We start from the raw sequence: 12,369 nt of genomic DNA on the forward strand, positions 1-12,369 counted from the left end.
GATGTCCGGCATGCCTCCGACCTGGGCCGGCGACGTCGTCGCCCGCCTCACCGACACCACGCGGTGTCCCGCCTGCGGGGAACACCTCGCATCCGTCGTCTGTGCTTCCTGCGGGCTGAACGTCTCGGGCAGGCAGGCGCAGGAGGTGTGGCGCTTGTCGGTCGCCGCGGCGGACAGCCTCCAGGACCGGGAGGCGGTGCTCGACGCGATGCGGCGGGCGCAGGGCCTCAGGACGAGCGAGGTCGGCTCTGGCACGCGGGCCGCGGACGGCGCGGCGCGCTCGGCGCCCGTCGTCGGTGCCGTGCCTGTTCCAGCGCCGATCCCCGCACCACCGGCACCGACCGCGCCCGCAGCGTTCGCGCCACCTGTGCCCGCACCGTTGACCCCCCGCGCGCCGGCGCCCGCCCCACCGCTGCCGGTGCTGCCCGTGTCGTCCGTGCCGCCGGTGCGCCCGGCGGAGGTCGCGCCTCCGGCAGTGACCAGCCCGCAGCAGCCCGCAGCAACACCCGTCGCCGCTGGTCGGGAAGCGGCCCCGCCGCGCCCGTCCGGCCCGGGCATCTCGCTGCAGCCGATCCTCGCAGGCGCGGGAGCCGCACTGCTCGCGGTCTCCGCGGTCGTCTTCGTGTTCTTCACGTTCGGCGACAACCTGCTGCTGCGGGCCGTCGTCACGGGGATCGTCACGGCCACTGCCGTCACGGTCGGCGCACTGCTGCGCCGGGCGGGGCTGCGCACGACCAGCGAGGCGGTCGCCGCGCTCGCGGTGGTGCTCGCCTGGGTGGACGTCGAGCTGGGCATGCAGGCGGGTCTGCTCGGACAGGTCGATCCGGCGCTCGCCCGGGCCACCGTGCTCGCGCTGCTGGCCCCCGGGTTCGTCGCGCTCGGCGCATGGCTGAGGGTGCGTTCGTGGGTGTCGGCGGGACTGGTGTCGGCGCCGGTGGTTCCGATACTGGTCGCCGCCGGCCTGCCGTTCTCCCTGTGGTCGATGTGGTGGTGGGCGCTCGGGCTGCTGCTGGTCGGCGTCGTGGCGTGGGCAGCGATGCGCGTGGCGCCGCTGGCCGGCGAGCGGTCCGGCGCCCGGCTGGCCGCCGAGACGTGGGTGCTGCGGGTCGTCCGGGCCGCCGGTCCGCCGCTCGCCCTGCTGGCCGCCCTCGGAGCCGAGCTGGTGACACCGGATGCCGTGCCGGGCACGACGGCGATCCTGTGGTCCGGCGTCGTGCTGTTCTCCCTGGTGCTCGGGGCCTGGCTGCGGGTGCGCTCCTGGGCATCGGTAGGTCTGGTGTCGGCACCGCTCGTACCGGTGCTGGTCCTGCTCGCCTTCCCTGGTCCGGAGGCGTCCGCGTGGTGGTGGGTGCTCGCGTTCGTCCTCGTCGCGGTGCTCGCCTGGGCGGCGATGCGGCAGCTCCCGAAGTTCGGCCGGCGGCTCGGCGGTGCCGTGATGTTCGAGCTCGAGGAGGGCGTGCTGCGCATCCTCCGAGGTGCCGGTCCGGCGCTCGCCCTGCTTGCCGCGCGCGGGGCCGAGGCGTTACCGCCGCTCACGGGGCCGGGCTCGACGGCCGTCCTGTGGTCCGCCGTGGTCGTCCTCTCCGCGGTGCTCGGGTACTGGCTGCGCGTCCGTTCCTGGACGACGACAGCACTGGTCACCGCGCCGCTGGTGCCGGTGCTCGTGGCGCTGAGCCTGCCCGCCTCCGTGTGGTCGATGTGGTGGTGGGTGCTCGCCCTGGTGCTGGTCGGGCTCGTCGGCTGGGCGGCCGGCCGGGCGCTGCCGGGGCTCACGGAGCGCCATGGTGCGACCTTCGCCATCGAGGCGACGACGCTCCGGGTGATGCGCGCGGCGGCCTTCCCGCTCGCGCTGGCGGCGTCCTTCGCTGTGGAAGCCCTGCCGTCCCTGACGAGGCTGGGCGCGACCACCGTGCTGTGGTCCGGTGTGGTGCTGCTCGCGGTCGCGCTGGGCTACCGGCTCCGCGTCCGGTCCTGGCTGTCGACGGCGGTCCTCGCCGCGCCGGTGGTGCCGGTGCTCGTGGCGCTGAGCCTGCCCGGCGCCGTGGGGTCGGCGTGGTCCGTCTGGTGGTGGGTGCTCGCCCTGGTGCTGGTCGCCGTGGTGGCGTGGACGGCGATGCGGCTGCTTCCGGCGCTCTCCCGGCACCTCGACGCGCCTGGTGGGTCGCTGTTCGTCGTGGAGTCGCGGGTCCTGCGGGTGGCACGCGCTACCGGGCTGCCCGCCGCTCTCGCCGCCTCGCTCCTTGCGGTGCTCACGGTGCCGGTCGCACCCCTGACCAGGCTGGGCACCACAGCGGTTCTGTGGTCCGCGGTGGTCCTCACGGGGACGGTGCTCGGCCATGTGCTCCGGGTCCGGGCATGGACGTCCGTCGGGGTCCTCGCGGTGCCGGTCGTCCCGCTGCTGCTGCTCGGCGTCGTCGACCCGGCCGACGGCTCGTGGCTGCCCGCTGTGGCCGTCCTCGCTGTCGCGCTCTCCACGCTCCTCGGGCGTGCCGCCCGCCTCGTCTCCGGGCCGCGCATCAGGTCCCGGCTACGGGCCGAGATCGCTGTGCTCGACGTCGCCGCGCTCGTGACGGTCCCGATCGCCGTGCTCCTGTCGTTCTTCGTCGACCAGCCGGAGGCGCTGCCGGGCCTCGGCGGCACCGCGCTGCTCGTCGCCCTGGCGGCGGTGACGGTCGCGATCATGCGGCGGGCCACCCACCACCGGCACTGGACCGTCTTCGGCGGTGTGCTCGCGGTCGCTGCGGGTGGCCTGCTGGGCGGGATCGGCCAGTGGTCAGGAGCCGGCTGGGTCCCGTTCGGGGCGGCCTGTGTGTGGACGGCGCTCGCGCTCCTGACCGCACCGCGTCTGCTCAGGCCGGCCGGTCTCGGCTCCGTCCGCGGGGCGCTGGCCCCTGCCACCCGGGACGACCTGCTGCTCAGCGGCTGGATCGTCACGGCGGCCGCCGCGGCTCCGGCCGTCGGGCTGGTCCTGGTCCGTGTGACGGACGCGTGGGTGGCGGCATGGTCGGTGCGGGACACCAGCTGGTCGCTGCCCACCGGCGCGCTGATTCCCCCGGCATCGACCGACCCGGCGCGCAGGGCCGTCGAGAGCCTCGTGAGCCTGAACCTCCCGTGGGCGCACCTGGGGACCGTTGCGCTCGTGGTCGTCACGCTGCTGGCCGCCAGGCTCGCGCGGCGTGGGCGGCGGGTCGAGGCAGTGGTCGCTCCGGTGGCCGTGCTGCTGGCCGCGTTCGGCCTCGCGCTCGACCCCCGGCTCGCGATCGCCTTCTCGCTCACCGCCGTGGCGGTGCTCGCGTTCGCGCTCGTCGCGGCGACGGCCGACCGGTCGGCGGCCTGGCGCACGCTGCGTCCGGCCGTCATCGCCGTGCAGGGGGCGGTCCGGGCGCTGGTCCGCACGTCGGGGCGGCTGCGTTCGATCGGCGGGACCGGCGTCACCGGCGCCGACCTGCGCCTCGCCCGTGCCACCGCACTCACCGGAGCGTTCGTCGCGACCGGCATGCTGCTCGCCTTCTCCTGGGTGTCGCGCCCTACGGTGGCCGCCGGCGCGCTCGTCGTCTGCGCACTGCTGCTCTCCCTGCGTGCCGTGCTGCGGCCGACGACGCACCCGTGGCTGGTCGGCGCCGGGTACGCGTACCCGCTGGCCGTGCTCGGCGTCGTGCTGAGCTGGCTCGAGCTGTCCATCGTGGCGGCGATCTGCACCGTCTCGGCGGTCGCCTCGCTGGTGGCCATCGCGGTGACCCTCGGCGGACGCACCTCGCGCAACGAGTGGTACGTCGTGCTCGGCGTCACTGCCGGGCCGTTCGCGGCGGGTGTCGTCACGGTGGTGCTCGAACGCACCTGGTGGTCGGCGGGCGCCGCGGCGGCGATGCTGGCGCTCGAGCTCGTGCTGCTGCTCACCGCCCGCGTGGGCCTGGCGCACGCCGTCCGGGCCGGAGCCGCCTTCCTGCTGCTTCCCACGGCGTCCGTCATGGTCACCAGCGTGGGGGCCATGGTCCTGGAGGTCTCCGGATCCCCGTACGTCCTGCCTGCCGTCGCGCTGTTCGTGTCGGCGGTCGCGGGCGGTGCGGCTCGCATCGCGGAGCGGATAGCGACCCGGGTGCCCGACGGCGGGCCGCTGCTCGCGGCCGCGGTACGCCGGAGCCTGGAGCGGTCGGTACTTCTCACGGGTGCCATCACCGTCTTCCTCGCCTACGCACGGCCGGCGGCAGGGCCGGACGTCGCGGTCGCCGTGCTGCTGCTGCTCATGGCGGGTGCCGTGCTCGTCGCCCGCGAGCCCGGGCGGCGACGCGTCTGGCTGCTGGTCGCAGCGCTGGGACTTGCCGCCCTCTGGACGGCGCTGGGTGGCGGCGAGGTGCGGCTGGTCGAGGCCTACACGCTCCCGCCGGCACTGGCCGCCGTCGCGGTCGGCGCACTCGTCGCCTGGCGGAGGGGACGTTCCGAGCCCGACGCCGAGCCCGATGCTGAGCCCGATGCTGAGCCCGATGCTGAGCCCGATGCCGTGGGCGCTGCGACGACGGCCGGGGCCGCCGCCGCGCCGGTCACTGCCACGACGCACGCCTGGCGGCTCGCCGCCGTCGGCGCGGGGCTCGCTGTGGTGCCGAGCCTCGTGGTGCACCTGACCCGCACCGAACCCGCCGACTGGCGGCCGTTCGCCCTGGTGGGCGGCGCGATGATCGCCCTGGCGACGGCGTACGCCCTGGGCCTGCGGCCCGTACGCGAGCGGCTCGCCTTCCTGCGCGACTCGTGGACGCGTCCGGTGCGGCGCGGGCTGGTGGCCGTTGGCGCCCTGGCCGCGCTGAGCGGAGTGGTCGAGTCGCTGCACGTCGCGGGCGAGCCGGTGTACTGGATCGGGTCCGCCGGTGGACCGCTGGCCGGCCTGCCCCCGCTGACCTGGTACGACGGTTCCCCGTTCGGGACGCCGGTCGGGGCCGGCTGGGTGTTCGCCGCAGGTCTCGGGTGGGCGCTCCTGTCGGGCGCGCTCCTGGTAGCGGCGGCCCTCCTTGCTCACCGGTCGGCACACGGCCGGACGGCGTCGTGGCTCGACCGCTGGGGCATGGCGCCGGGCCTGGTGCTCGGAACGCTCGGCGCGGTGGTGAACACCCGCCCGGTATGGGGTTCGATCGTGTCGCTGCTGGTGGTGGAGCTCGGGCTGCTCGCGCTGCTCGTGCTGGTCACGCGGCGGGCGGGCCGACCGGGAGTCGGCGCACCACCGTGGCTGGTCTGGCTGTGCGCCGTTGCCGTCGCGATCGCTGCCTGGGCGCCGCGCGAGCTGCGCGTCGAGGCGTTCTCGGTGATGCTGGGCGCCGGCCTGATCTGGTCGGGCGCGACGGCGCTGCGTCGCTGGGTGGCGGCGGGAGAACCGAAGGACGTGTCGGTCGGCCTCATGACCTGGCCACTCGGTCACGGCGGTTCCTGGCGCACCGTCGGCCTCGGCATCGCGGCTCTCGTCGGCCCGTCCGTGCTGTCCACCGCAACCGACCCGCTGACGGTCCGGGCGTCCTGGGTGGTGCTGGCCGCCCTGGCGTCGGTCCTCGTCGGGTCACGTCTGCGCCTGTCGGCGCCGTTCTGGCTCGGCGTGTGGACGCTGGCGGTCGAGGTCGTCATCGTGTTCGCGAAGCTGGGCGTCGGCGTCTCACCGCTCCCGTGGATCCTCACCCTCGTCCCCGCCGCTGTCGTGCTGCTCATCATCGCGACGCTCGACGAGCGCAGGACGGCGGCCTCCGGGGGCACTGCGGCCTATCTGCGCGACCTGCGCTGACGCCGCCAGGTGCGACCCCGCCGCCGTACGCGTCGGCGGGGTCAGCGAGGCTCGGGCACGGCGGCGCGGGCGGTGAGGCGTGCCTCGAGACGGTCGCGCACGTCCGGCCACTCGTCCGAGAGGATCGAGAAGTACAGCGTGTCGCCCTCGGAGCCGTCGGGCGCGATGCGGTGCGCTCGCAGCCTGCCCTCCTCCCGGGCGCCGAGCTTCAGGATCGCGGCGCGTGACCGGTGGTTCCGCGCGTCGCAGCGCAGGGCGACGCGGCGCAGTCCGAGCTCGTCGAAGGCGTGCCGCAGCAGCATCAGCTTGCACGCGGGGTTCGTCACCCCGGCCCACCAGTCCCGGCCGTAGAACGTCGACCCGATCTCGACCCGGCGCTGCCCCGTGCTGAGCTCGTAGAACCGGGTGGAGCCGCGCACCTCGCCGTCGGGCCCGAGCACGGCGAAGGCGAGATGGTCCTGCGCCGCGAGAGCGGCGTCCACGTACGCCTCCACCGCCGGGACGGTGTCCGGGAGGGCGCTGGTCATACCCGCCCAGAGCTGCGCGTCGACGAGGCCGGCCAGCGCCGGGGCGTGGTCGTGGGAGAGCGGTTCGAGACGGACGCCGTGGGCCGCGAGGTGGAGATCGTGCTGCATGCGGTCATCCCACCACGAGGTCAGACCGTCGCGTCGAGCCAGTCCAGAACGGTCGACAGGTACTTCTCGCGGGCCGGCTTCGGGGACAGGACCAGGTCGTGGGCGCCGCCCTCGATGACGGCGATGTCCACCGCGGTCCCCAGCTTCGGGGCGCGAGCGTGCATGTGCGCGACGTCGAGGACCGCGTCGGTGCTGAGCATCACGTCCGCCTCGCCGCCGTCGGGCCCGGTCGTGCCGCTGGTGCACACGAGCACCGGGCAGCGCACCCCCAGCCCCCGGCCGACCTGGCGGTGACCGCGCCGGATCGCGGCGCTCCAGCCCGCGTGGACGGGGAACCCACCGTGCGGCTTCCAGCGCAGGTCGTAGTCCCACTCGCCGTTCGTGGCCTGGTGCAGGGCCCGGCCGTAGTCCTCGCTCGGCCGCTTGTTCACGAGGGTCCGGGGCGCGATCCGCCCGAGCACGTACAGGGCCTGGGTGAGCAGCGTCCGGTCCGACCAGTTTCCCCGCAGGTCGAACCACGGGCTGTTCAGCACGAGGGCTGTTACCCGGTCGGGGCGCGCGTCCGCGTACAACGAGATGATCAGCCCGCCCGTCGAGTGCCCCAGGAGCACCAGCCCGGCGTGCCCGTCGGCGGCGACGACGTCCGCCGCCGCGTCCAGGTCCTGCTCGTAGAGCCGCAGGTCGTTCACCATGTTGGGGGCACCGCCCGCCGTCGTCCACGCGTCGATGGAGCGCCCGTGGGCGCGCAGGTCGATCGCGTAGAACGGGTAGCCCCGCCCCGCGACCGCCTCGGCGAGGTGGCGCTGGAAGAAGTAGTCGGTGAATCCGTGCACGTACAGCACGGGCGGTCGGCCGACGTCTGGCCCGTCCTCGGGCGTGTAGCGGACCAGCGTCGCCTCGGCGCCACCCGGCAGCCGTAGCGTGCGCGCCTCGAAGCCCGCGCCCAGTACGTCCTCTGTCCAGTCGTTCCCGCTGTCGTCCATGTCGCTCCCGTGCGTCATGCGTGCGCCTGGCCGGCTCACCGTGTGGTCTGCCGTGTGTGCTGCCGTCGGCTGACGATATAGGTAACCGGGCCCCTACAGGGGAGCGGAGGCGGACGCAGCAGCGGCGGTGGCGAGCGTTCGTTCCCGGCGCAGCGCGGGGAGGAAGCAGACCGCACCCAGGGTGCTGAACACGCCGCCGATCACCATGGCGGCCTGGATGGACAGGACCCCCGCCGCCCAGCCGAGCGCGGGGGCGCCCAGGGAGTACGCCGCGAACGACAGCATCGACGCCATCGAGAGCACCGTCGAACGGTTCCGGGACTCCGCCTCGCGGTGCAGCAGTGCCTGGTAGGCGGGCCCGTTCGCACCGTGCAGCCCGTAGGTCACGAGGTAGGCGGCGACCAGGCCGACCGGGCCGAGCGCAAGACCCATCCAGACCGCCCCGAGCCCGTTGAGGACACGCGCGATGATCGCGGTGCGCGCTACCCCGATGCGGGGCGTGGCAAGCCCGCAGAGCGCTGCCCCGCCGGCGAACACCGCCCATCCGGCCGCCGCGGCAGGGCCCGCCACGGCGGCACCGGCGGCCGTTCCGCCGAGCAGCTCGGCCAGGCGGATGGGCTGGAACGTCTCGTACACCACCATCCCGACGCTCCAGAACACCTCGACCAGCAGCAGCCAGCGCAGCACCCGGTTGTCGCGCGCCAGCCGCAGGCCGTCACGGATCACGCCGGGCGCCTGGCGCGCGGACTCCAGCACCCGGCCGGCCACCCCGGTGGTCCGGCCGCCCGACGGAGCGACGGTGCGCGGCACCTCGCGGACAAGGATCGTGACGGCGACCAGGTGGACCGCCGAGAGCACCGCGTACACCGCGTAGGGGAAGGCGAGCGCTGACCAGGCGTCGAAGGGATGCCACCAGACGAGCACGCCCGAGAGGAGGGCTCCGGCGGCGATCGAGGCACCCAGCACGGTGCTGTGCGCGGCCAGCGGCCGGTCGACGTCGGCCCCTGGCTCGGTGGCGTGCACCGTGTCCACGAACCATGCCTCCAGCGGACCCGAGTCGAGCGCCCGGAAGACGCCGGTGGCCGCCGCAGCGAGCGCGAACGCCCAGAACGTCTCCGCGCTGAGGAACAGGACGGCCGACACCACCTGCAGCACAGCTGCCGCGATGAGCATCGGACGGCGGCCGAGGGAGTCGGCGAGACCACTGGTCGGCAGCTCCAGCACGAACACCGTGAACCCGGTGAGGGACAGCGCCGTGAGCGCCTCGGTCACGGAGAGGCCGCGTTCGATGGGCAGCAGCGTGGTCACCGTGACGATCAGCCCGACCGGGAACCAGCGAGTAAGGGTCAGCAGCAGGAACACCTGCCGCGCCCGGGCCGGCGTCAGCGGCGTCATGACGGCTCCGTCTCATCGTCTTCGGCGGCATCCCGCGCGTCGTCGGGAAGCTCGTCCGGATCCAGGGGGTAGGCCGCCTGCCAGAAGGTCACCCGGCGTGCGCCGGGGGCGGGCTCAGCGGAGCGGTACCGCTCGAGGACCTCGTCCAGCTCTCGGCGCAGCTTCCGGAGCTGCTCCGGGTTCACGGTGACCCACGTGTCTCCCATGCCCGCCGCGTCCTGCCACTCGCCGGGCCACGCCTCGGCGACGTCGAGCCAGTGGCCGAAGTCGTTGCTGAACAGGCGCAGGTAGTCCCGTTCCAGCCAGCCGAGCGCGGTGGCGGCGTCCTCGTCCTGGGCAAGCTCCGTGCGCTCCCAGCTGTGGGAGCTCGTGGCGGCGCGCCAGAGGCGCTGCTTGCCCGCGCCCTCGCCGGTGTCCGCGACCAGGCCGACGGACTCGAGCTTGCGCAGGTGGTAGCTGGTGGCGCCCGAGTTGGTGCTCAGCGTCGTCGCGAGCGTGGTCGCCGTCGCCGGACCGCCGCGCCGCAGGGTGCCGAGCAGGCGCGAGCGGAGCGGGTGGGCGAGGACCTTGACGGCCTCGGGGGTGAGGCGGAAGTCATCGTGGGCATCGGGCATGCGTGCACAATACCCATGCACAAACTCTGTGCACAAGACCGATGCACAAAAATTGTGCACGTACTCAGGTCGTCAGAAGAACAGCATGACGACGGCGGTGACCACGCCCGCGATGACCACCAGCACGCGGAACACCGTCGGCGGCATCTTGCGGCCGATGCGGGCGCCGACGTAGCCGCCCACCACCGAGCCGGCGGCGAGCAGGCCGATCGCGAGCCAGTCGACGTCGGCGACGAACACGAAGATGAGCGTGGCAACGACGTTCGCGGCGAGCAGCGACACGGTCCGCAGCGCGTTCACGACGTGCACCGGCAGGTCGGTGCCGAGCCCGAGCACCGCGGCCATCATGACGCCGGCCCCCGCTCCGAAGTAGCCGCCGTACGCGCCCGTCAGCACCGAGAAGACGACGGTCGCCGGGGACATGTGGTGGCGCAGCCGGGCCGGCTCGTCGCGGCTGCGGCGGAGCCACCTGCTGATCCACGGCTGCGCGCCGACCAGCAGGCAGGAGACCAGGATCAGCCAGGGCACCACTGCCTCGAACACGCCCGGCGGGAGCGCGAGCAGCAGGATCGCCCCGCCCACCGAGCCGACCGCGCAGGTCACGAGGACGGCGAGGGTGACGGCGGGATGCGCGCGCAGCTCCTGGCGGTAGCCGAACGAGCCGCTCACCCCCGCTGCCACCAGGCCCGCCGTGTTCGACGCGTTCGCGACGACGGGCGGCAGCCCGACGGCGAGCAGGACCGGGAAGCTCAGCAGCGATGCGACGCCGACCGTCGAGGAGAGGATTCCTGCGCCGAGCCCGGCGCCGAGGATCGCGAGCTGTTCCCAGCCGGTCATCGGTCCCGCCCCTGGTCACGCAGGAGGGCGACGTCGCTCACCATCTCGACGTGCGCGTGCATGGCGGCTGCCGCGGCCTCCGGGTCGCGGCCCCGGATGGCGTCGGCGATGGCCCGGTGCCCGTTGAGGGAGTTGCGCGGCCGGCCCGGCTGCGAGAGCGACTCGATCCGGCTCTCCCGGATCAGGCTGGCGATCTCCCGCATGGTCTGGGCCAGGAGGTCCGAGTGCGCGGCGGCGGTCACCGCCGCGTGGAAGTGCTCGTCGGCCTCGACGCCGCGGTCGCCGTGCGTGATGGCGTCCTCCATCATGTCCAGCGCCGCGTCGATCGCCACGAGGTCGTCCTCCGTGCGGCGCTGCGCGGCCAGCGCGGCGATCTTGGTCTCCAGCGCGTCCCGGATGTCGATGATCTCGGGCATCCGGTCGGCGTGTGCGCGGATGGCCTCGACGATGCGGCTCTCGGTGTGCTTGCCCGTCAGCACGGTGCCATCCCCGTGCCGCACCACGACGACGCCGACGACCTCCATCGCGACCAGCGCCTGGCTGAGGGTCGCGCGGCTGACGCCGAGGCGTGCCGCGAGCTCCCGCTCGGGCGGCAGCCGGTCGCCGGCCTGCAGGCCGTTCTGTCGGATCCAGGCGGTGATCTGCTCCGCGACCTGCTCGTAGAGGCGGGTGCGGGCCAGCGGTGTCGGCAGTTCGGCGGAAGCCTTGGGAGTCACCACCCGAGAATACTTGACAGAAGTCGCATTGGACTATTGGCTAGGCCACTGATCCATCGTGTCTCGTCGGTCAAAGGTGTCCGCAGCGATGGGAAGAGGAGTTGTCATGGGTCCTGAGTGGATCGCGATCATCGCGCTCGTCGCGTTGTTCGTCGCCGGGACGGTACTGCCGATCAACATGGGGGCGCTGGCTTACGTCGCCGCCTGGTTCGTCGGCGTCTTCGCGCTGAACATGGACGAGAAGGAAGTACTGGGCGGCATCAGCGCCGACCTGGTGCTCACGCTGATCGGCGTCACCTATCTGTTCTCCATCGCCAAGAACAACGGCACCGTCGACCTCATCGTCTCCAAAGCCGTGCAGGCGGTCGGGGGCCGGGTGGCGCTGATCCCGTGGGTCATGTTCGCCGTGACCGCGCTGCTCACCGCCATGGGCGCGGCCAGTCCGGCGGCCTGCGCGATCATCGGCCCGGTGGCCCTCGGCTTCGCCCGCCGCTACAGGATCAACCCGCTGATGATGGGCATGTTCGTGGTGCACGGCGCCCAGGGTGGCGGATTCTCGCCGATCAGCATCTACGGCACGATCACCAACTCGGTGATGACCGACGTCGGCTACGAGGGCACCGAGATCGCCGTCTTCGTCGCGTCGCTCGCCATCAACACGGCGATGGCCGTGATCCTGTTCCTCGCCCTCGGCGGCCGCCAGCTCATGCGCGAGCGGGTCGACCCTGCCGAGGCGGCCGGCCACATCGCCGACGACCTGCACGCCGGCGGGAAGTCCGTGACCGTCAGCGGCCAGGGCGCCGGCGTCTCGACCACCACCCAGGCGCTGGGCGTGCGCCGCGACCACGTGCTGACCCTCGTCGCCTTCGCCGCGGTCGCCACCACCGCCCTCGCGTTCGACCAGAACATCGGCTTCGTCTCGATCACCGCCGCCGTCGTCCTCGCGATGCTGTCCCCGCAGCAGCACAAGGACGCCGTCAAGCAGATCGCGTGGCCCACCGTGCTGCTGGTGGCGGGTGTCAGCACCTACGCGACGATCCTCAACGAGGCCGGGTCGCCCGAGTACATCGGCACCTGGGCCGCGGGCCTGGGCATCGCAGCGATCGGCGCGCTCGTCCTCTGCTACGTCGGCGGCATCGTCTCGGCCTTCGCGTCGTCGACGGCGCTCCTGCCGGTCATCATCCCGATCGCCGTGCCCCTCATCGCGGCCGGCGGCGTGAGCCCCTGGGCCATGGCTGCGGCCCTCGCGGTCTCCTCGACCATCGTCGACGTGAGCCCCTTCTCCACGAACGGAGCCCTGATGCTCGCCAACCGCCCGGACACGATCTCGGAGCAGGCGTACTACAAGCAGATCCTCAACTACGCCATCATCGTCACCCTCGCGGGGCCGCTGCTCGTCTGGGCCATCCTCGTGCTGCCGGGCTGGTGAGC

At 73.5% G+C, this 12,369-nt stretch carries 8 protein-coding genes; 2 read left to right on the plus strand and 6 right to left on the minus strand.

Features of this window, described 5'->3' with window-relative positions; all coding sequences use genetic code 11:
- The first annotated feature begins 10 nt into the window (after window positions 1–10).
- Window positions 11–5,758, plus strand: a complete 5,748-nt coding sequence (locus AB0I32_RS05495) for a hypothetical protein (RefSeq protein WP_357503688.1) — start codon at window positions 11–13, stop codon at window positions 5,756–5,758.
- 41 nt (window positions 5,759–5,799) lie between these two features.
- Here the strand turns inward: AB0I32_RS05495 and AB0I32_RS05500 are convergent, their stop codons facing one another.
- The 6 genes from AB0I32_RS05500 to AB0I32_RS05525 form a co-directional block, all read right to left on the minus strand.
- Window positions 5,800–6,393, minus strand: coding sequence for a GNAT family protein (locus AB0I32_RS05500; RefSeq protein WP_357503690.1), 594 nt, complete (start codon window positions 6,391–6,393; stop codon window positions 5,800–5,802).
- Window positions 6,394–6,413: 20 nt separating this feature from the next.
- Window positions 6,414–7,394, minus strand: coding sequence for an alpha/beta hydrolase (locus tag AB0I32_RS05505; RefSeq protein ID WP_357503693.1), 981 nt, complete (start codon window positions 7,392–7,394; stop codon window positions 6,414–6,416).
- A gap of 75 nt (window positions 7,395–7,469) precedes the next feature.
- Window positions 7,470–8,771 (minus strand): MFS transporter, encoded by a 1,302-nt coding sequence (locus AB0I32_RS05510; protein WP_357503695.1) that lies wholly within the window; start codon window positions 8,769–8,771, stop codon window positions 7,470–7,472.
- A complete protein-coding gene (locus AB0I32_RS05515; protein ID WP_357503697.1) occupies window positions 8,768–9,385 on the minus strand; it encodes a helix-turn-helix domain-containing protein in 618 nt (205 codons plus the stop codon). Before AB0I32_RS05515 ends, AB0I32_RS05510 begins: the two co-directional genes overlap by 4 nt.
- A gap of 72 nt (window positions 9,386–9,457) precedes the next feature.
- Window positions 9,458–10,222, minus strand: coding sequence for a sulfite exporter TauE/SafE family protein (locus AB0I32_RS05520; RefSeq protein WP_357503699.1), 765 nt, complete (start codon window positions 10,220–10,222; stop codon window positions 9,458–9,460).
- Window positions 10,219–10,941 carry an FCD domain-containing protein gene (locus AB0I32_RS05525; protein WP_357503701.1) on the minus strand — a complete coding sequence of 241 codons (723 nt, stop codon included), beginning with the start codon at window positions 10,939–10,941 and terminating at the stop codon, window positions 10,219–10,221. Before AB0I32_RS05525 ends, AB0I32_RS05520 begins: the two co-directional genes overlap by 4 nt.
- Before the next feature lie 103 nt (window positions 10,942–11,044).
- Between AB0I32_RS05525 and AB0I32_RS05530 the strand changes: the two genes are divergently transcribed.
- On the plus strand, window positions 11,045–12,367 hold the full coding sequence (locus AB0I32_RS05530; protein ID WP_357503703.1) for an SLC13 family permease: 1,323 nt from the start codon (window positions 11,045–11,047) through the stop codon (window positions 12,365–12,367).
- Window positions 12,368–12,369 lie beyond the last annotated feature (2 nt).

Source organism: Promicromonospora sp. NPDC050249 (genome assembly GCF_040656015.1).
Taxonomy (GTDB): Bacteria; Actinomycetota; Actinomycetes; order Actinomycetales; family Cellulomonadaceae; genus Promicromonospora.

What these genes read in the sequence shown, in the direction of transcription:
- AB0I32_RS05495 (WP_357503688.1), top strand. Translation starts at nt 11, where the DNA reads ATGCCTCCGACCTGGGCCGGCGACGTCGTCGCCCGCCTCACCGACACC.
- AB0I32_RS05500 (WP_357503690.1), bottom strand. Translation starts at nt 6,393, where the DNA reads ATGCAGCACGATCTCCACCTCGCGGCCCACGGCGTCCGTCTCGAACCG.
- AB0I32_RS05505 (WP_357503693.1), bottom strand. Translation starts at nt 7,394, where the DNA reads ATGACGCACGGGAGCGACATGGACGACAGCGGGAACGACTGGACAGAG.
- AB0I32_RS05510 (WP_357503695.1), bottom strand. Translation starts at nt 8,771, where the DNA reads ATGACGCCGCTGACGCCGGCCCGGGCGCGGCAGGTGTTCCTGCTGCTG.
- AB0I32_RS05515 (WP_357503697.1), bottom strand. Translation starts at nt 9,385, where the DNA reads ATGCCCGATGCCCACGATGACTTCCGCCTCACCCCCGAGGCCGTCAAG.
- AB0I32_RS05520 (WP_357503699.1), bottom strand. Translation starts at nt 10,222, where the DNA reads ATGACCGGCTGGGAACAGCTCGCGATCCTCGGCGCCGGGCTCGGCGCA.
- AB0I32_RS05530 (WP_357503703.1), top strand. Translation starts at nt 11,045, where the DNA reads ATGGGTCCTGAGTGGATCGCGATCATCGCGCTCGTCGCGTTGTTCGTC.